14 protein-coding genes are annotated in these 19416 nt (G+C 57.3%); 7 read left to right on the top strand and 7 right to left on the bottom strand.

Translation table 11 applies throughout. The features are described 5' to 3' along the window. Nucleotides 1-40: 40 nt before the first annotated feature. Nucleotides 41-730 (bottom strand): DNA-binding transcriptional regulator CsiR, encoded by a 690-nt coding sequence (gene csiR / locus AAGT95_RS17170; RefSeq protein WP_110599426.1) that lies wholly within the window; start codon nucleotides 728-730, stop codon nucleotides 41-43. A 228-nt stretch (nucleotides 731-958) separates the two neighbouring features. Between csiR and AAGT95_RS17165 the strand changes: the two genes are divergently transcribed. Next, a complete protein-coding gene (locus AAGT95_RS17165; protein ID WP_342594599.1) occupies nucleotides 959-2167 on the top strand; it encodes an AGE family epimerase/isomerase in 1209 nt (402 codons plus the stop codon). Here AAGT95_RS17165 and AAGT95_RS17160 read toward each other — a convergent pair. From AAGT95_RS17160 to AAGT95_RS17145, 4 genes are all read right to left on the bottom strand, one after another. Then, a complete protein-coding gene (locus AAGT95_RS17160; protein WP_342594598.1) occupies nucleotides 2162-4036 on the bottom strand; it encodes a SulP family inorganic anion transporter in 1875 nt (624 codons plus the stop codon). The two genes, AAGT95_RS17165 and AAGT95_RS17160, sit on opposite strands and share 6 nt — an antisense overlap. A 160-nt stretch (nucleotides 4037-4196) precedes the next feature. Further along, nucleotides 4197-5126: an alpha/beta hydrolase gene (locus AAGT95_RS17155; protein WP_342594597.1), complete on the bottom strand. Its 930-nt coding sequence runs from the start codon at nucleotides 5124-5126 to the stop codon at nucleotides 4197-4199. Between the two features lie 92 nt (nucleotides 5127-5218). Continuing rightward, nucleotides 5219-5593: a flagellar protein FlaG gene (locus AAGT95_RS17150; RefSeq protein WP_342594596.1), complete on the bottom strand. Its 375-nt coding sequence runs from the start codon at nucleotides 5591-5593 to the stop codon at nucleotides 5219-5221. A gap of 55 nt (nucleotides 5594-5648) precedes the next feature. After that, nucleotides 5649-6242 carry a polymer-forming cytoskeletal protein gene (locus tag AAGT95_RS17145; RefSeq protein WP_342596542.1) on the bottom strand — a complete coding sequence of 198 codons (594 nt, stop codon included), beginning with the start codon at nucleotides 6240-6242 and terminating at the stop codon, nucleotides 5649-5651. Nucleotides 6243-6475: 233 nt separating this feature from the next. Here AAGT95_RS17145 and AAGT95_RS17140 point away from each other — a divergent pair, with 233 nt between their 5' ends. Beyond that, a complete protein-coding gene (locus AAGT95_RS17140) occupies nucleotides 6476-7042 on the top strand; it encodes a polymer-forming cytoskeletal protein (protein WP_342594595.1) in 567 nt (188 codons plus the stop codon). Between the two features lie 220 nt (nucleotides 7043-7262). On the opposite strand, the gene AAGT95_RS17135 is transcribed toward AAGT95_RS17140, so the two are convergent. Together AAGT95_RS17135 and AAGT95_RS17130 are read right to left on the bottom strand one after the other, a co-directional pair. Continuing rightward, nucleotides 7263-11768, bottom strand: coding sequence for a CDC27 family protein (locus AAGT95_RS17135; protein WP_342594594.1), 4506 nt, complete (start codon nucleotides 11766-11768; stop codon nucleotides 7263-7265). Between the two features lie 163 nt (nucleotides 11769-11931). After that, nucleotides 11932-12828, bottom strand: a complete 897-nt coding sequence (locus AAGT95_RS17130; protein ID WP_110599439.1) for a flagellin — start codon at nucleotides 12826-12828, stop codon at nucleotides 11932-11934. A gap of 916 nt (nucleotides 12829-13744) precedes the next feature. On the opposite strand from AAGT95_RS17130, the gene AAGT95_RS17125 reads away from it, so the two are divergent. The 5 genes from AAGT95_RS17125 to murJ all read left to right on the top strand — a co-directional run bounded on the left by AAGT95_RS17125 (nucleotide 13745) and on the right by murJ (nucleotide 19416). Continuing rightward, entirely contained in the window at nucleotides 13745-13984 is a 240-nt protein-coding gene (locus AAGT95_RS17125; RefSeq protein ID WP_240612329.1) for a hypothetical protein, read from the top strand. Nucleotides 13985-14124: 140 nt separating this feature from the next. Next, nucleotides 14125-15504, top strand: a complete 1380-nt coding sequence (locus AAGT95_RS17120) for an O-antigen ligase family protein (RefSeq protein WP_342594593.1) — start codon at nucleotides 14125-14127, stop codon at nucleotides 15502-15504. Between the two features lie 25 nt (nucleotides 15505-15529). Beyond that, on the top strand, nucleotides 15530-16642 hold the full coding sequence (locus AAGT95_RS17115) for a glycosyltransferase (RefSeq protein WP_342594592.1): 1113 nt from the start codon (nucleotides 15530-15532) through the stop codon (nucleotides 16640-16642). A 62-nt stretch (nucleotides 16643-16704) separates the two neighbouring features. Next, entirely contained in the window at nucleotides 16705-17868 is a 1164-nt protein-coding gene (locus tag AAGT95_RS17110) for a glycosyltransferase family 4 protein (protein ID WP_342594591.1), read from the top strand. Nucleotides 17869-17931: 63 nt separating this feature from the next. Further along, the gene (gene murJ, locus AAGT95_RS17105; protein ID WP_342594590.1) at nucleotides 17932-19416 is read left to right on the top strand and encodes a murein biosynthesis integral membrane protein MurJ; all 1485 of its coding nucleotides are present in this window, start codon (nucleotides 17932-17934) and stop codon (nucleotides 19414-19416) included.

The raw sequence follows: 19416 nt of genomic DNA, 5'->3' as shown, positions 1-19416 counted from the left end.
TCTGGGCCCGGTGGTGCCAGACAAGCTGCGAGACATCCCACTAGACCCAGCCCCGTTCCTCCAGCCGCTCGCGGATGATCGGCACCGGCGTCATCAGGTGCTCGCGCATCATTCGGCTGGCGGCCGTGGCATCGCGTGACAGGATCGTGTCCACCAGTGTCCGATGCTCGCGGTGCTTGTCGGCCAGCGCCTGATCGGAGAAGACGGTTCGGCGTAGCCATAGATGGCGGTAGCGCTGGGCCTGATCGAACAGGGCCGCCCGCGACTGCAGCAGCGGCAGGCAGTCGCAGCCGGCGACCATGGCATCGTGAAGCGCCTGGTGTCGCCGGTCCCAGCGTTCGAGCATCTCCTCGCCATCATTGATACGGTCGACCTTGGCCAGGGTATGGGCCCGGGCCAGGATCGATGCCTCCCAGTCATCGTCGCCGCGCTCGATGGCCAGGCGTATCAGCAGGCCCTCGAGTTCGGCGCGAGCGTCGTAGATCGCGGCCAGTTCGGCCACCGACATCGGCGCCACGCGATAGCCACGCTGGCTGATACCGGTGACCAGGCGTTCGCCGATCAGTCGGGTCAAGGCCTCCCGCAACGGGCCGACGCCGGTGTCGTAGCTCGCCTTCAGCCGGCTCATCAGCAGCTTTTCCTGCGGTGCATAGGCGCCGCGGATGATATCCGCTTTCAGGCGCCGGTAGACGTCGAGCGCGGTGGGGGATCGTTCGGCAGTTGCGGTCATCGCCAGGCCCTATTGGGGTCGATCGGTGTCGGTTGGTCAATTCTGTCGATGTTGAAGAAAAATATCGACACCTGTGCTGCGTCGACCGGTATCCGACGAGAGGCGCATTGTGGCCGTCGGCGATGCCGACCAGAATGAACTCGAAACCTTCGGCGCTACCCGGCATCCGTCCGGTGTCGCCATGCACCGGATCCCTCGTGCATCGGCATCCGTCAAGCGAGGTTCGCCATGCCGCTCACCACGCCGCACCAGATCGAACAGCATATCGCCAGGACCATGGCGTTCTATCACCCGCGCTGCATCGATCCCCAGGCGGGTTTCTACCACTACCTCACCGACGACGGGCATCGCTACAACCGCCATCATCGACATCTCGTCTCCAGCGCCGGTTACGTGATCGTCTACGCCCGCTCCGCGATGCACACCGGCGCGCCCGAGGCTCTCAAATGGGCACGCCACGGTTTGAAGTTCATCGAGGAGAAACACTACCAGACCCGTACCCAGGGATTCGCCTGGACCCTGGACCACGGCAAGGCGGAAGACGCCAACCATCACTGCTACGGGCTGGCCTGGGTCATGCTGGCCTACGCAACGGCGCTGAAGGCCGGGGTTGCCGAGGCGCGAATCGGGCTCGATCGAGTCCACGCCCTGATGGATCGCCGGTTCTTCGAGTCCCATTCGCGGCTCTACGCGGCTGAAGCGGACGCGAACTGGCACCTGACTGGCTATCGTGGCCAGAGCGTCAATCAGCGGAGCTGCGAAGCGCTGATCGCGGCGTTCGACGCCACTGGCGAGCCTGCCTTGCTCGACCGGGCGCTGGGTATCGCCCGGACGATGTGGCAGCGGCTGGCGCCCATGGGCGATGGCTGGCTGTGGGAGAACTACGACCGCGACTGGCATATCGATTTCGACTATCACCGCGACCGTCCCGACGACCAGTTTCGACCCTGGGGGTTTCAGATCGGTCACCAGACAGCGTGGGCCAGACTGCTGCTGCGGCTCCATCATCATCGTCCGGCCGAGACCTGGCTGCTGCCGACGGCCCGCCAGCTGTTCATCGAGGCGGTCGAGAAGGGATGGGATGACAAGTATGGCGGGTTGATCGGCGGGGTGGATTTCAACCGTCGGCCTCTCCATCGCGACAAGCTCTACTGGGTGCAGGCGGTTGGCCTGGCCGCCGCCGCGATGCTCGGCGACCTGACCGGGGAGGCGCGCTACTGGCGCTGGTACGACAGGATCGCCAACTACTGCTGGCAGCACATGATCGATCACGAGCACGGCGGCTGGTATCGCATCCTGACCCAGGACAACCGGCGCTACTCCCGGGAGAAGAGCCCGGCCCCCAAGACCGACTGCCACAATCTTTCCGCCTGCTACGACATCCTGCCGATCATGCAGCGCCAGCACGGCGAGCGCGGAGTGGCGGCATCGCTATGACTTCCCGCCAGCTGACGGCGTTTCGGCCGGGTCCGGATCGGGTTCTTCTGCCTGAACCTCGCTCGAGGCCTCCTTCGCCGCCAGCAGCGCCGCACGTTCGTCGTCGAGGCGATGGCGGATATCGGTCCAGGCCGCGAAGGTGCTGAGATAGGCCTCGCCGGTCAGGTGATCGAGGAAGTCGCTGTTGCCGAGCATGTCCATCACCGGCCCTTTCACCTCGGCCAGGTGGAGGGTGACCTGCGAATCCTTCAGGCGGGCGTTGATCGCCTCCAGGCTCTCCAGCGCCGAGGCGTCGATCAGGTTGACCGCCGAACAGATCAGCACCAGGTGTCGCAGGTTTTCGCGGTCGGCGAGCAGCCCGTAGACGGTATCCTCCAGATAGCGGGCATTGGCGAAGTAGAGGCTCTCGTCCACCCGCAGCAGGGCGATCTCGTCATCGACTTCCGCTTCGTGACGCCGGATGTTGCGAAAGTGCTCGGTGCCCGGGAGACGCCCGACCTCCGCGGTATGGGGACGGCTGGTGCGGTAGAGGTAGAGCGCCAGCGAGACGCCGACGCCGGCCATGACGCCGGCCTCCACCCCTTCGACGAAGGTCAGCACGATGGTGATCAGCATCGCGGCGAAGTCGCTTCGGGAGTAGTGCCAGGTTCGCCTGAGGCCGGGGAGGTCGACCAGCGTCATCGCCGAGACGATGATGCTGGCAGCCAGGGTGGCGATTGGCAGATAGGCGATCAGCGAGGTCAGAAACAGGATCACCAGCCCGACGCCCAACGCGGCGAACGCCCCGGCAGCCGGCGTGCGGGCGCCGGCGTCGAAATTGATCACCGTGCGTGACAGGCTGCCGGTCACCGGCATGCCGGAAGTGAAGGCCGCCGCCAGGTTGGCGGTGCCGAGGCCGACCAGCTCCTGGTCCGGGGAGATGCGCTCACGTCGCCGTGCGGCCAGCATCTGTGCCAGCGACACCGACTCGATGAACCCGACCACGCTGATCAGGAACGCGGGCAGCAGCAGGTCGCGCAGCAGGCCCGGCTCGAACGAGGGCAGGCTGAGCGGCGGCAGATGCGCGGGGATGTCGCCGACCACGTTGACGCCTTGAGCGGGGAGCTGCAACGCCCATGAGGCGAGCGTGGTAATGGCGACGGCCATGACCGGGCCAAGGCGTACGATGAAGGTCGCCTTTCCGGCGCTCAGCCCCATCTTCTGCAGCATCGGCCCTGCCCGTCGTATCAGCAGCAGAAAGACCAGCGCGGCGACGCCCAGTATCAGTGTTGGCCAGTGAACGCCATCGAGATGGGTCAGCAAATGTGCCAATTGGTCGATCAGCGTGAATCCCGAGCCGCCGATGCCGATCAGGCTGGCGAACTGGCTGGCGGCGATCAGCACGCCAGAGGCGGTGAGCAGGCCGGAAACCACCGGATGGCTGAGGAAATTGGCGAAGAACCCCAGTCGCAGCAGACCCATGACGGCCAGAATCAGGCCCGACAGCATCGCAAGCGTCATTGCGGCCTGGCTGTAGGCCGGGGTGCCGCTTGCGAACAGGGGCGATAGGGCGGCGGCGGTCATCAGCGAGACGATCGCCATCGGGCCCACCGCCAGCGTGCGGCTGGTGCCGAAGATCGAATAGAGAATCAGCGGCAGCATGCTGGCGTAGAGGCCGGTGATCGCCGGCAGCCCTGCCAGGATGGCGTAGGCCAGGGCCTGGGGAATCACCATCAGCGTGACGATGATGGACGCTACCAGGTCCTCGCTCAGCAGGTGGCGGTTATAGTAGGGCGCCCAACTGATGATCGGGAAATAGCGTGCCAGACGGGCACGGAAGTGGATCTGTTCTCGCGTGTCGGTTCCCGTCAATCGGCGCCAAAGGCTCATCGTCTCGTCACGCTCCCGGTAATAAGCTTATCGTTTAAAAGGATAATCAGGGCGGTAAATGGTGCGCGCACTCCGGATCGTGTGCAAGTCGACGAGCGCTCCGACGTATTCCCGCGGGCGGCGATGGGGCACACATGATGGCCTGGCTGTGAGTGTGTCTTCAGGCGTTCGGCGCCGGCATCTCCCGCGCCAGGAAATCCAGCGCTGCGGATTCGGCGCTGCCGCGAAACAGAAAGGTCGTGATATGGCCGCGGCCATTCATCCAGAGCAGTTCCACGTGGTTGCCGTCCGCCTCCAGCGCCTGCATGAAGGTTTCGGCCTGTTCGGGGGGCACGAGGTCGTCCCAACTGCCATGAAACAGAAAGAAGGGCGGTGCGTCGGGATGAACATGGAAGACCGGCGACGCCTCGGCATAGGCCGTCGGACGCTCCGCCTCGGTTCCATTCATCAACTGGATCAGCAGGCGACCGCTGTCCCATAGCCGCAGGTCTGCCGGCGTACCGCCGGACACCACCGCCGCGAAGCCGGTATCGCTACCGCCGTAAGGGGCGTCCAGTCTGCTGCTCGTGCCAGCCACCAACGCCAGCAGGCTGACGAGATGCGCCCCGGAGGAGTAGCCGAGACCGGCGATGCGCTGCGTATCGACACGCCACTCGCCAGCGTGGTCATCGATCCAGTGACGGGCGACCTGCAGATCGTTCAACTGGGCCGGAAAACGATACTCCGGCGCGAACCGATAGCTCACGTTGACCACCACATAACCTCGGCGCGCAAATCGCTTGGCGATCGGAGTCATGTCATCTCGTGAGCGGCCTTCCCAGCCGCCGCCGTGGACCATCATGACGGCGGGGCGCAGCGCCTCGCCGGCGGTTTCCGGCAGGTAGATATCCGCCTGCAGCGGCTGGGGCCAATCCGATGGCGTATAGGTTCGATTCTTGACCACGCGATAATCGAGATCGCGAGGCTGTTGCCATGCTGGGGGAAGATCGCCCTTGGGGGCGTTGACGTAGGTGGTGCAGCCGGCAAAGAGAACGCAGGAGAGGACCGCTGGCAGCCAGCGCCCCAGCGGCTTCATGACTCGGATTGGCATTCACGCACATCCCTGATTCGTGTCTGGTGAGTTCAGCGTAAGAGGTCACTGACCATTGCGCGAATCGTGGCCGAAGGAGGCTCGATGGTGAATCAGACAGAGGCGTCGAACAGTCGTCCCTGATTTTCCGCGAACGCCTCGGCGATTCTTACCATCTCTTCCGCCGGGATCTGGCGGATGATGTCTCCCGTCGTCCGATCGATGACCTGCGTAATGACTCGACTATCGAATTCGCTCAACTCGAAACGCAGTCCGTACTGAGACATGACGCCGTTGAGCGAGTGAAGCCGATCGCTCAGATAACCGACTCCTGGGGTCGAGCCGTCCGCTGGCGAAGAGGAGGACGCCGTGACGGATGGCGGTGCAACCAACCCCGCCTGGCTCAGCAACGTTTCCAGTCTCTGACGGGGAGACCCGTCGACACCCAGGTTGAGAGAGAGCGAAGCCAGATCGATGGGGGTAGGCATGACCATCTTCCTCGAAGAGTCGACACGGAAAGTAGACGTCCAGGTTTCGTCATCGCTATCTGGACTCGGAGACCGGACTGGGTGAAGCAGGGGCGGGAGACACGGGACGAGCAGGGGCCGCCCGTCTGCCGCCGATATCGAAATTGCCCTGGATCCATGCACCCTCGTGGCAGTGCAGGCTCGCCGTGGAGAGCTGGCCTTCCAGCCGCGCCCCCATTTCGATGACGACATGCTCCGATACTTCCTGCCTTCCCAGAGAGGTTCCCGCCAGACGGAGTTCGCGAGCCGCGAGCCACGGCGCTACCCGGGCATCCGTGCCGACCACGACCCGTTGACCATCGGCCACGACGTCTCCCTCTACCTCCCCTTCGATCCAAAGCGTCTCGCGCGTCTCGAGACGACCCCGCACCTTGACCGTTCGGCCGATCAGGCTGCCTTCAGGGAAGGTGAGCGTTGGCCCTGGTTGCGACTCGCTTGCGCATGGGGCGGAAGTCGCATGCTCAAGCAATGACCCGTTACCCGGAGGTGCGGTGTCAAGCGATGTCCCCGCGGGTAGTCGTTGTCGCCTCGTTACTCGGCGATACCCATCCAGCAGCAGCAGGGCGCAGCCGATGAGTCCACCGAGCAGAAGCCATTCTGCCGAGTCCATAGATTTCATTCCCCAAGCGGCTCCAACCCCTGTGTCGAATAGACCGTTCGGCGATGGTTGGGCGAGATATGTCGATAGCTATCGGCGCGGCGGGAAATATCTGAAGGTGAGAATTGCCGGTAGGCATCGAAGGGAGATAAAGATGCCTCGTCTTCTGCCGATCTATCATCACATCGGGTGGCTATGCTTGAGGCTGAATCCGCCATCCCCCGACAGCGACAGAGAACTGCGACATGTTTCAGAAATCGAACCACAATACCCGGCAGTCGGTGGCGCCATCCCACAGCAGCGACAGCCCGGCGTCATCTGGCGGCAACCCCGCTCCCGCTCACGGCCTCTCTCGAATCGGGGGCAAGACGACCCTACAAGGCGACATCAGCGGCGACGAGGACCTTCTTATCGAGGGGCGGATCCTGGGCGACGTCCTGTTTCGGAAGCATGGTGTTACCGTCGGAGCGGAAGGCGTCGTGGAAGGCCGGATGGTGGCCAGGGAGCTGACGGTGAAAGGACGGGTGGATGGCACCCTGATCGCCGCCGAGAAGATCACCCTGAAAGCGGGGGCCGTGGTCAACGGCCAACTCCACTCTCCCGGTCTAGTACTGGAAGAGGGCGCGGCATTTCACGGCAACATCGACATGGAGCCGGAACAGGAAGAGCTCAGGAATGCCTTCGAGACCGGGGCGGCGCGTGTCGACTCCACCGTTCCGGCGTCGGCTCGCCTCGGCGCGGAGCCGTCTCAGGTTGCAGAAGCCGATACCTTCCCGGCGGACGACCGGAGCGCGCCCGTTTCAGGGAGTTGAGGCAAGAAACCCGTAGATGCGTCGAACCCGAGTGAGCTGAATGGCTCATCAGTTTTGATATTCGACTAGAATTACAAATTATCATTTTGTTCAAGATTTAAACAGTTTTTGGGTGAGCTTAGACATTTCCTCAATATGCGGCCCCGGCCGGCTTTACTGAGCCGGCCTTGGTTCGTCGGAATTCAATGGAGTTGGTTCCGGCAAAATAACTTTATCGTTACTACGATGCTCCATATGCAACTTTGTTGTAATTTTCCAAAATCCATGCCAAGTGTTTTCTGGGTAGCGAGCTAGGTACGAGGTCAAATCGTGCCATCCTGCCCACGGTCTCCGTTGGCTCTGCCAATCTTTCGATCTCGTGGTAGTAGTGTCGATCTGTATAATCATCGAAAAGCACGATGGTGGGCTTCTCGATCATCAGGAAAGTCGTTATAAAGCACGCCCGCCGAAACCGGCCGTCGATCAGAACAACATCTGGGTGCACGAAGTCATCGTGATGCCACGCTTGAGTGGGATATCGATGGAAATTGCGCCATTTTGCATCATTTTTGGGTTTTGCCCAAAGGCCCGTCTCGCCGACATCGACATGCATGATGTTTGGGCGCGACAAGAGATCGGCTGATTCGATATAGCGATCCATGTTTCGGGCCCAAGCAGCATCGTTCTCTACTGACGTAATATGCTTATTGGGCATTTTAGCAGCGATGATCGTGGAGCCCCCACTCCCGTACTCGAGAATGACAGAGCTTTTCTGGTATAGCTCAGTAATGTAGTTTTCTACTTCTGGAGGTAAGGTGACCTTGGGTTCTATCAGGGTATCCCTGCTATCACTTTGCTGTTCTGAGGTGTTTTTATCAATTTTCGGATGAGTACGAGCATCTTCTGCGTATGATGCCCGAGTAACGGCGTCCCGACTGATGAGCCCTTGACTCTTGGCCTCCTGAAGAAGAGAAAAATGCTTTGAAATCTGGGAGTGCAAAGCGTTCAGCAATACCCATGAGTCGGCCTGCTTGCGGATCTTTTCTTTGGCATGGTCCTGACCACGAAGATATTCGTGAATCAACACCGGACCAGGGTCGTAAGCCTGTTTGCGGGCAGAATATCCCGCTTGAATCAGTCTATATGAGATATCCACGCCGCCATGGCCGAACAGTATGTAGTCTCCCCAGCCTCCTATTTCGAAGAATGGCTTTGCTGAAAATGAAGCATTACCCTCCAGCTCCGGAGGAGCCGGGAGTGGCTTGTCGCAAGGGTAGTAGTGGCTAGGTCCAGTCAACCCTGAAGGCTGATGATAAACGCCTCGCAGTGAGACGATATCCCATTTTTCATGGGCTCTGATATGGCTGTCAATGAAGCCCGGTTCAGGGATGCCATCATCATCGACAAACAGAAGGATAGGGGCTTCGCTGTACAGTGCGCCAATGTTGCGCGCTAGATATGCACCTGCGTTTCCAGAGGTTTTTAACCAAGTGTCTACCCAAGGCTCTATGTCTTTGAACTCCTCGTCCGGGCAGCCGTTATTGACAAAAACGATCTGTAATTTATTTCCACCTTCCTCACGAAGTTTTGAAAGGTTCTTTACAATTTCTGGTTTGAATCGGTTTGCTATAATGATAGCCGATATATCGAACTCAGTCCGATGGTTTCGCACATTCTCTTGAGATAGCCAGTAGTCGTAGAGTGGCCCTTTGTGCTCCCATTTGACCCTTGCCAATCGATTTCTTAGAGATGCTGATTTTTCACTGTCATCTAAGTCTTCCTTTCTCGACAGTAGTGCATGTGTGAGAATGAAGAATGCGGCATTATTGCTCTGTTGCCACTCAAGCAGATCTCTGCAGCTTTCAAGCAAGCTATCGACCGCGCTTGCATCGAATCGATTCAGGTTGTCTGTCAGGCCGACTACGATAGCACCCTTTTCATGATCCAGAGGATCTTCTTCACTTACCAATGAAATAATGTCGTTGGGAGTGAGCGGTCCTCCTTTGTTATTTTCTTTTAGCATTTTGAGACTGTCGGGGATATTTTCTTCTTTATTAAAAGATGGTAACAAGCCCTTGAAGTCTTCAATGCCGTAAAGACCAGCGGCAAGAAACGCCAGCTTCTTTCTCTGCGCCTCGCTTAAGGTAGATAGGCGAGAGTCATTTGGTATCAGCAATGCATCAGCGCTGATCAACTGGGACGCCCGGAAACCTGGGATTGATGATTTATCCTGTTCAGTGACAGCATATGAGGCTGAATGAAAGCGATAGAATTGAAACCCGTTCTCATCGGCCCACTGAATCAGATGGCCTAATTCTGTCTGTCTTTTATAAATAGGGTTGAATCTTACCCGAATCTGCAGGACGAGCGCCTCCGCCAAAGCCTGAGAGCCATGTTCAAGGATTTCCAGGTTGTCGTGCCGATCATCCAGCGCCAACAAATCGATGCTTTCCAGCCCTTCGATGCTGTCCAAGGAAACGCTGGCGATATCGAATGTCTCAAGATTGACGGTATCAGGGATTTTCAATGGCTCAAGGGTTGCGGGTTTCTCTCCCGTATCATTGAGTATCACCGGGGTTGGATGTCCATCGCCAAGAGTGACCTGCGGTAGATGCTCTAATTCGCCGTATTGAGAAAGCTCACTCGCATTATCGAGCTCACAGGCGGGATCGAAGACCAGCATTGCCACGTTGCCAGTGCCTAGCAAGTTCTTGATGTCGCCACGTCTGACGATATTGCAGCCGTTGTCCAGAATCGTGATTGGGCTCTCCAGATCCCAATCGAACTCCTTTAGAAGCGATGCAGGCAGTTTGACGGGCTTGGCCTCATCTTCGAACCAGGCTTGGCCACCTTTGTTGAAAGTCAGGGCTGCCGGTGCCTTGTCTTCACAGTGGCGTTGCCAGATGGCTCGTAAGGCTTTGTGCAGATTTCTGGCAAAGCGAGGGGCATCGCAGATGGGCGACTGTTCGAGATAGGTGCGTAGCGCTGCTCGAATCACTGCCAGACTCGGTAGGTCCGAAGCGAGGTCGAGAACACGTTTGCGGTAGTCTTCCCAGTTGTCCGTCACCAATTCCGGCATGCCGGCGTTGCACAGATGGGTCGCGCTATGGCGGCCGGCAAAAGTCGGGCCGGTGTGGGTGACCACGGGAACGCCCATTAGCAGAGCTTCGCATGTCGTCAGTCCGCCGGAGTACGGCCAGGTGTCCAGCGCGATATCGACACGGTTGTAGCTCTCCAGTAACTCCTTGTGTTGCGACGGGCCCTCCAGCAGGACTCTCGACCGCTCGACGCCGTGTCTTTCCAGCGTCGCGAGCACGCGCTCGCACACCTCGTCGCTGCTGTACTGACCGCCTTTCAGGAATAGGCGGCTACCCGGCAGCTGTTGCAGGAGAATTGCCCACTCGGCCAGCAGAGTGTCGTTGACCTTGGCAGGATTGTTGAAGCAGCCGAAGGTGATGTAGCCATTGCTGAGCGAGGGTAGCGCGGTAATGGCGGGCTTGTAGCCCGGGGGCTGATAACTGATATAGTCGTCCGGCAGCCGGATGAGCTTTTCGGTATAGAGGTGGTCGACGCCCGCCGGGGTTTCATGACTGTCACTCAGGAAGTAGTCAAACGCATCAATGCCCATGCTACTGATCTGCATGCCGACCCATTTGACAATGATGGGAGCCGGTTTCGTGTCGACGGTCGGCAATCGGTTGAGACCGCCATGTCCGGCGAGCTCGATCAGAATGTCGATGTCGTCCTCGAAGATCTTTTCGGCGAGTTGGCGATGATTCAAGTGATAGACGGGATGCCACTCGCAGGCCTGCTTGATGCGTTTGGCAATCGGATCATTGTCTCCGGCGTCGGCATCGGAATAGGCATGGAGCTCGATGTCTTCAGGGAGCTGCTCGAGGGCGCTACTGATCATCCAGCCGACCGGATGGGCGCGCAGGTTCCCGGACAACAGACCCACTCTCAACCGGCGATTGGGGGACGTATCCTTCTTGCCGTGATCGAAGACCTGGGGCGGCTTGAAACGCGCGCTCCACTTTTTCGACTTTTCAAGGATGCTCTCTGCCGAAGCTTCCGGATCATAGTGCTTGGTCAGGATCTCGTTGGAGTAAGCACCCGAATAGTCGGGTCTCAAGCGCAGGGCTTCTCGATAATGCCACTCGGCCTTTCTGAAGTCGGCCATGTCCTTGTGGTAGTTACCGAGCGTGTTGTGCACTGTGGGGTCTTGAGGCCTCAACGTATAAAGACGATTCAGTGCCTCCAGCCCTTCCTTGAACTTGAAATGGAGCGAGAGGATCACACTGCGCATGGCCAGGACTTCTGCGGGGGAGTGGCCCAGCTCCTCGGCTTTTGACAGGAACTTTTCTGCCTCCGAATAGGAGCCCATCTGGTAGAGCATATGACCCATGTTGAAATGGGCCTGGGCATTGCCGGAATCGAGTTCGATACTGCGGGCCTGCAGTGCCTGGGCTCGCTGCTTCTCTCCCGCCATGAAACAGGCTCGTGCCAGTGCCGTCAGCGTTAAGGGATCATCGGGATCGAGCGCATAAGCTCTCTCCAGTGTCTCTTTGGCCTCATCGGGGGCAATCTGCAGCTGGCAGTTGCCCAGTGCTTTCCAGGCAAAAGCATCCTCGGGATAGTTCTGGACCAGTTTCTCGGCTTCCGTCATGGCGAGTTTGTGCTTGCCCTGCCGGTAGAGATCCATGAACTGTTTTTGACGGGAGGCGGGGGCTTGAAGACTCTGGCTCATAAGAATCCGTATTCCGGTGTGGTGCTGACGAGGATTGGATCAGCTTCCCACACTCGAAGAGATTCGAAGCGACGAAGTGATGTCACTCCAAGCCTTTTATCGTCGTGAACCGAAACGTAAAAAGGCCGGCATATTGCCGGCCTCGTTTACCGCCTCGGCGCGCTTACTGGAGCAGTGACAGAACGCTCTGCGGAGACTGGTTGGCCTGGGCCAGGACCGAGGTGCCGGCCTGCTGCAGGATGTTGGCGCGTGTCATGTTGGAGACTTCGACCGCATAGTCGGCGTCTTCGATGCGCGAACGTGCGGCAGACAGGTTGGTCGAGGTCGTGGTGATGTTGTCGATAGCGGTCTCGAAACGGTTCTGGACCGCACCGAGGTTGCTACGCTCGTTGTCAACGTTGTTGAGCTTGTTGTCCAGAATGGCCAGTGCACTGGTGGCGAGCACGTCGAAACCGTTGGTGCTGACAGCGCGAGCCTCGCCGTTGACGGAAGCTCCGGCTGCAGTTGCGGTGCTCGTGTACATGTTCCAGCCAGAGGTGCCAGTGCTGGAGGTGCCGGAAGCGCTGGCGCCGCCGATGGTGATGCTGATGGTCTCGCCGTCTTTGGAACCGACCTGGATGCTGAAGGAAGAATCGCTGGCGTTGGTCTTGAAGACGTTGGTTCCGTTGAAGGACGTTTGAGTCGTAACGCGGTTGATCTCTTCCAAGCGCTGGTTGACTTCCTTCTGGATGGAGTCGATGTCCTGGGCGCTGTTGGTACCGTTCTGAGCCTGTACGGTCAGTTCACGGATACGCTGCAGGTTGTCGTTGATCTGATCCAGCGAGCCTTCGGCAGTCTGGGCCAGAGAGATGCCGTCGTTGGCGTTACGGCTGGCTTGGGTCAGACCGGTGACGGTAGAGGTCATGCGGTTGGCGATGGCCTGGCCGGCAGCATCGTCCTTCGCGCTGTTGATGCGCAGGCCGGAAGAGAGACGCTCCATCGCGGTCTGAAGCTGGCCCTGAGACTTGTTCAGGTTGTTCTGACCGATCAGGGAGGTGATGTTGGTATTGATAACTGCCATTGTCGTATTCCTTTCTCACTTGAGAGGGCAATTTGGGCCTGATCCGCTGCGCGGTGGCAGGTGGTGCCGGATCCTGCTGCAACGGCCCCGTGGCCGTTGACCCAGTTATCGGCGCTACCCGATGTTGCTTTAGCCTCGTCTGAGAAATTTTTGATGTAGTGATTCGGTACTGGTGGGAGTGCCTCAATGCGAGGCCGCATGGTTGCGGGGATTCCGGCGGTGTAGGAGAGCTGACGGCAAGAACCCGGGCAACAAAAGACTTCTATTGATTACCTAATGTTACTCATTGTCCTTCATATGAGTCGCTACCTTCGGGCAGGCGAGGTGGCGTCTCGCTCCAGGCCGCAGGGTAAACGCCAATCCGACACGAGCGTGTGACATGGCTCTACGCATTTGCAGTAAGAGGAGCGAACTTGGTCAGCGGCTGTGCGGGGCCCCCGGCGCTACGCCATCTTTTTCTATCCATCGCGAGAGCGCATTGACCAGAATTTAGCGATCGATGTTCGAGACGCCCTCGAAACGGTCGAATCGGGCTCGAATGATGTTGCTTGGCGGGCTTGGCGGGCTTGGCGGGCTTGGCGGGCTTGGCGGGCTTGGCGGGCTTGGCGGGCTTGGCCAAGGCGAGGCGGGAGCCGTTCCTGGCGATGCTGGACGCGACCGTCCCAAGTCACTATCCGCACGCCACTATTGATTCGCTCGTTGCTTTGCTCGCCCGCTTTCTTGGTTCCTGGCCCGACCAAGTGCAGGCATGGTGATTTTTCGGGTGTCTTTCGCTAGACTGAGCAGGCCCGTGTCAATGGCAAAATGCTTAATCTTCTGTCGGCAAATAGTGACTCTTTCGTGCCTATCAGAAGGTGGTAGCGCTGACGATGTGTCGATTTCTCTTTTTATTGATAGGGTTTCCTGATAAATCACTATGCCACGCACCATGAATGAACGTGAGAAGATTCGTAAGTTCCGTGAACTTGATGATGCCTTTGCCGAAGCCCTGCGCGAGCTGGATGGCGGGCCCAGCCGATCCGAGCAGGTATCGGTGGATCAAAAAGATTCTGATTTCAAGGATCGCTTGCAACATCTGATGCAGGAATACGCCTTGAGCCAGCGCTGCGTGCACAAGATGTTGAGCACGCTGATGGAATATAAAAAAATATTCTAAAATCGAGTGGTTGAATAATGGTGTTGTAATTGCTACGTGTCTCTGAAATTTATCTGCCTTTGTATGGCGTGAGCGGTAGCTAAAAGTTCGGCCGAATACTTTTCCTTTAATTCAACCCCGCAGTGGAAAGGATTCCGCTCATGACATCCTCGATTAGCCTCGAAAGTCGGCTAAGTTTTGTTTTACTATTATCCTTGCCCCAGTTTTTTGTCGTGAAAGTCATGGGGATGTGGCTTCCTTTAGCTCTCGTGGCCGTCGTTCTACTATTTCCTGAGCTAATAATTCGATTCAGAGAGCTGGTCAGGGATAGAACGGTTCTACTCTTGATGGGCTTGATGGCGACGCAGTGCTTTGCTCTTACAGGGTCAGTCGATAAAGCAATGGGAGTGAAAGTCATTGTCTACGAGGCAGTCTTTATCGTCGTGTTTTTAGCGGCAAAGCATTGTGATTGGGAAAGGCTCAAAAAGCAGCCGGCCATGTGGAACTTTTTCATAGGATGTTTTCTATTGGCAGGATTCGTCATCATTTGTCGAATCTTTCCGGAATTGGAGGATACCTTCCTGCTATCCGGGTGGAGTGGTATTTTCATCAACCCCAATGTGCAGCAGGGATTGGCCGATGGCAGCATCCGTAACAATGTTTTCGACCCAGTGAAAGCTGGCGGCATATTCGTCAACGCCAACGTGGCAAGCTGCTACCTGGGTATGCTTTCACTCTGTACGTTGGCTTGTATCAGGCGCCCTCGGCTGGCTTGGGGCATCAGCCTTCCACTGCTCGTTGCCGTTTTTTCGACGGGATCGAAGACGGCGACGGTTATCTTGATCGGCCTGACCATCGTCTATCTGGTAGTCGCTCTCGTCCTGAGAAACATCCTGGCCGCCAAAATGGCTCTGGCGCTGGGAGTGATGGTGGCTTCAATGATGATATTGTTCTACAGCCCGATTCCACAACAGTTCGTCGGCAAGATTACGAGTCAGGAAACTAACCTAGCTCCTATGTTACCCTCCGCGTCTCCGCCGTCTTCGGACGAACCGGGCCCGCGCGAGACATTGGATAATGCCGAGGATTCGATGAACAGCCGACTGCTGATATGGCAATACGGCTTGGAAGCGTTCGAAGAAAGACCTCTCATGGGGCAAGGGTACGGGGGGTGGCAGCAGGGGTTTTCCAGTTACGTCAAAAGACTGGGCGAGGAGGGGATCGAGTTGCGCGATGGCTTTCCCCCGCATAATACCTTTATCTATCTCTGGAGCCAAAGCGGGGCGCTCTCGGTTGTTTTTGCGGCTCTGTTGTTATTGTACTGGAGCGGTATTTCCCTTTCGGCGATCGGCAAAAATCGTGAAAAAGAACATGGCCTCAGGATGGCGATGGCGTTGACGGGGGCATGGGTCTGGCTGACCGTGCATGGCATGGGAGATAACACCGGGCTCCTTGGCGATGCTCATCAGGTGACGCTACTGGCTGTCATCATTGCCGGCATCGACAATCTATCAGAAAGGAAGCGCGCTAGTGCAGCTTAAGCGAGTGGGCATATTTCGGAATCAATTGTTTAAATTTTCCGAACCTTTCATAACTCAGCAGGCACAGGCGTTAACCCATTTCGAACCGGTTTATATCGGCAGGAAACTGCTGGGTAGAGCGCCTGAGGGCGCAAGGTATCTATCACTGGATTGCTCGCAGGGAACCGTCGCGCGGGGGCATCAAACGGTCAATGCACTGACTCGCTACCCGGGTGCATACGTTCGCCTGCTGAGGGAGGGGCCGGTCGACATCATTCATGCCCACTTCGGCGTGGATGCCGTCTACGCGCTACCATTGGCTAGAAGGCTTGGCGTGCCGCTGGTCACCACGTTTCATGGGTTTGACGCCACGACCAACCGCAAAGGACTCCTGACATCGGGTTCTCCCGCGTGGTATCACTATTTGCTGTTTCGAAGGCAGCTGGCTCGGGATGGCGATCTCTTTCTCTGCGTTTCGGACTACATCCGAGATCGTGTGCTGGCGCTGGGTTTTCCCGAGGAGAGGACATTCGTCCACTACACGGGGATTGACTCAGCCCTGATACCTCCCAGGTCGCCCGTCGGCGGGGCCAAAAAGATAGTTCATGTCGCTAGACTGGTGGAGAAGAAGGGCACGCGTTACCTCATTCTGGCATTCAAGGAGCTGCTTCGGGAAATGCCGGATTGTGAACTGGAGATCATCGGCGAGGGTCCTTTGGAGAGGGAGCTCAAGGATCTCGTCGACTCCTTGACGCTGAACGGGAAGGTCAATTTCCTGGGTTCGCTTCCACACGAGACCGTTCTCACCAGATTGACCGGTGCCTCGGTCCTTGCCTTGCCCAGTATCCAGGCGGCAACCGGAGACATGGAAGGTCTCGGAATGGTGCTGCTCGAGGCGGCAGCCATGGGAATCCCTCTGGTCGGCACCCATCACGGTGGTATACCGGAAGTGATCGTTCACGGGGAGACGGGGTTTCTCGTTGAGGAAAAATCCGTCACGAATCTCAAGAAATACCTTCTAGAGCTAGTCGCGGACGATGAAATCAATGTCCGCATGGGGCTGAATGCGAAGGTCATGGTACAGGACAGGTTTGAAATGAAGTGCCAGTCTAAAGTTCTTGAGCGGATTTATAAATCAGTTCTAAAAGGCGTTTGTTGATATTGTTTTTAATTGTGGGTGCATCTTCTGGAGCGATACCGTTGTCTTTTTACTGGTGATTTATGAATTTTTCTAAGCTGCCGTTGTCTGTCGTTCAAATTGTCAGGGATATAGGGCCTGGTGGAGGGATCAATGGCGTTGCCTACAATCTTGGTATCCAGTTCAAAAGAAAAGGGATAGAGACTCGGAATCTCACTCTCGGAAAATCGAAAAAAGAGCCGATGGGCAGGTCGATTTTTTTTAGCAAAATAAAGTTAATGAAGGAGGTTGTCCAGTTTACGGTTTTTGGTACGTTTCGGGCAAGAAGGCGATTTTTGAAATCAAGTGACCAATCTATTGTTCTGTGCCATGCCGATGTGCTTTATGGTGACGTCTACGTAAACCATGGTCTCCATTTGGCCATGTTGAAGCGCTCAGAGAATAGGTTTAGGATTATTGTTAGAAACCCTTTTCATTTATTTTTGTTGTTGAGGGAGTGGCTTCGATTTTATTTTAATATTCACTCTGTCATTGTGTGTTTTAGTGATCGTGAAAAACGAGAGCTTCTTGAGGTTTATCCAAAAATAAAAAGTGAGGTGGTTGTGATACCCAATGGTATCGACTTGGATGTTTACCGGCCTGGCCTGCCCCAGGATAGTTGTGGCCTGAGGCTGAGTTTTGGGTTGGATTTGGAAGACCTATGTTTGATTTTTGTTGGGCATGAGTTTGATAGGAAAGGATTGAAACTGGTTATCGAAGCTTTGGCGTTGTTGCCGAAGCACGTCAAGCTTGTCGTGGTGGGAGGCGGGTCCCAGTCTAAAATAGACCAATATAAGAAGATTGCGGAAAAATTGGCTGTCGAAAACCGGGTCAAGTTTTTGGGGCAGAGGTCGGATGTCGCTGCTTTGCTAAATATGTGTGATCTCTTTGTTCTGCCATCTTTCTATGAGACTTGGGCATTGGTTGGGGTTGAATCCATGGCTTGTGGCTTGCCGGTTTTGATGTGCCCGGTTGGTGGGATAAGTGAATATTTGCACGATGGTCATAATGGTTTTGAAATAACTCGAGATCCAAAAGATATAGCTGACAAAGTGAAGTACTTTATTGATGTTCCCTCTGCTGTGAGTCGCATGGGTGAAAAGGCAATATCGACGGCAAGGCAGTACGCTTGGTCGAGTGTGGCTGATTCCTATATTGCTCTCTTTCATAAAATTAGTTGCGACAAACGCAACAGAGCGAACCGATAGTAAGATGAAATTTCCGTCGACCTATGACATGCAGGTTCTCGCTTGGTGGAAGGGGAACTGGGCATGATGAGAGCCATTGTTCAAGTCTTCAGCGGCAACCTCCTTTCAAAACTGTTGGGCGCGGTTCGTGAAGTCCTGACGGCAGCCTGTTTCGGAACCGGCGCAACGGCCGGTGCTTACCGGGTGGCTCAGACCGGTACGCTGGTCCCTGTCAACTTCTTCACCAGTGACAGCCTGAATGCCGCGTTCATCCCGCTTTACAAGCGTTATCTTGTCGAGTCCCCCGACAAGGCGATCGTCCTGCTCTGGGAAATTCTCGGATTGTTCACGCTGTTGTCCGTCGCCATCGGCTACGGGCTGGCGGTACTGGCTCCCCTTTGGGTGGAGACGCTGGCGCCGGGACTCGGTTCCGTCGCCACGACCACTGCCGTCGAGTTGCTGCGTATCATGGCGTTGGGCGTGCCTTTCTATCTCTGGAGCATGATCTTCATCTTCCAGGCGATGGCCCATGATGACTTCGTGCCCATGGCGCTGCGACCCTCCATCCAGAATCTCGGCATGATCGCGGGGGTGCTGCTGGCCTATTTCACTGGCCACGTCAGCTGGTTGGCCTGGGGGTTCACCGCGAGTTACATGGGGCTCTTTGGCTGGAGCCTGTATCGGGCGATCGTCACCCGCAGTCTTCGATGGCCGGAGGCGTGGCAGCTGGGTGAGTTGCGTGAGGTCGCACGGGCGTTCTGGCTCACTCTGAGGCCGCTGTTGCTGCTGCCCGTCATGCTTCAGGGCAATATCGTGACGGAACGGGCGGTCGCCTCGATGATCAGCCTGACCGCCGTGGCGGCGATCGACTATTCGCGCTTCGTCACCGAGACGATCATCCTGCTTCTCGCCATGCCGATCGCCTACGTCGGTCTGTCGAGCTGGAGCGTGCTGAGTCGAGAGGCGCTGGACCGGCAGCTGCGGCGGGTCACGATGCTGCTGTTGCTGGTCGCGGTGCCCGGCAGCCTGTTCCTCTACGACAACGCGGGTTCGATCGTGGATGTCGTCTACGCCCGGGGAGCGTTCGATGCGGTTTCTTCCACTACCACGGCGGCCATTCTGCAAGGCGCCGCAATCGGGCTTTGGGCCCAGGTGGTGGGGTACGTGCTGATCAAGGCGCTCAACGCCAAAATGCGCAATCGCCAGGTCCTGTGGATCATGGCGGCTGCGCTGTTCGGCAACGTGATCACCAATCTGCTGCTCTACCGATGGCTGGGTGCCTGGACCCTGGGGTTGGGAAACGCCGTCTACGGCCTGCTGCTGTTCCTCGGTACGGTCTGGGCCTGTGGTCTCGCGAAATCGATTGGACGTTACTTGCCCATCCTGGCCGTCGCCTGTTGCGGATATCTTCTGTGTGGCCGGTGGGTACCAGCTCCCGACCATGAATTGTCGCGCCTTTTTTGCAACGCGCTGTTCGCGGCCATCTACTGGTCTATCGTCGTCTTAGTGATACCTGCCTTCCGTCAGTGCATCGTCGATCTGGCCAAGCAGCGTAACGTCAGGAGTTGA

This window comes from Salinicola lusitanus (genome assembly GCF_038648475.1).
In the GTDB taxonomy this organism is placed as follows: domain Bacteria; phylum Pseudomonadota; class Gammaproteobacteria; order Pseudomonadales; family Halomonadaceae; genus Salinicola; species Salinicola lusitanus.
This window is presented reverse-complemented; position numbering and strand designations above follow the sequence as displayed.

Coding starts and splice junctions, on each gene's coding strand:
- AAGT95_RS17130 (WP_110599439.1), bottom strand. CDS start 12,828: ATGGCAGTTATCAATACCAACATCACCTCCCTGATCGGTCAGAACAAC.
- AAGT95_RS17145 (WP_342596542.1), bottom strand. CDS start 6,242: ATGGACTCGGCAGAATGGCTTCTGCTCGGTGGACTCATCGGCTGCGCC.
- AAGT95_RS17165 (WP_342594599.1), top strand. CDS start 959: ATGCCGCTCACCACGCCGCACCAGATCGAACAGCATATCGCCAGGACC.
- AAGT95_RS17110 (WP_342594591.1), top strand. CDS start 16,705: ATGAATTTTTCTAAGCTGCCGTTGTCTGTCGTTCAAATTGTCAGGGAT.
- AAGT95_RS17140 (WP_342594595.1), top strand. CDS start 6,476: ATGTTTCAGAAATCGAACCACAATACCCGGCAGTCGGTGGCGCCATCC.
- AAGT95_RS17155 (WP_342594597.1), bottom strand. CDS start 5,126: ATGCCAATCCGAGTCATGAAGCCGCTGGGGCGCTGGCTGCCAGCGGTC.
- AAGT95_RS17160 (WP_342594598.1), bottom strand. CDS start 4,036: ATGAGCCTTTGGCGCCGATTGACGGGAACCGACACGCGAGAACAGATC.
- csiR (WP_110599426.1), bottom strand. CDS start 730: ATGACCGCAACTGCCGAACGATCCCCCACCGCGCTCGACGTCTACCGG.
- AAGT95_RS17135 (WP_342594594.1), bottom strand. CDS start 11,768: ATGAGCCAGAGTCTTCAAGCCCCCGCCTCCCGTCAAAAACAGTTCATG.
- AAGT95_RS17125 (WP_240612329.1), top strand. CDS start 13,745: ATGCCACGCACCATGAATGAACGTGAGAAGATTCGTAAGTTCCGTGAA.
- AAGT95_RS17120 (WP_342594593.1), top strand. CDS start 14,125: ATGACATCCTCGATTAGCCTCGAAAGTCGGCTAAGTTTTGTTTTACTA.
- AAGT95_RS17150 (WP_342594596.1), bottom strand. CDS start 5,593: ATGCCTACCCCCATCGATCTGGCTTCGCTCTCTCTCAACCTGGGTGTC.
- murJ (WP_342594590.1), top strand. CDS start 17,932: ATGATGAGAGCCATTGTTCAAGTCTTCAGCGGCAACCTCCTTTCAAAA.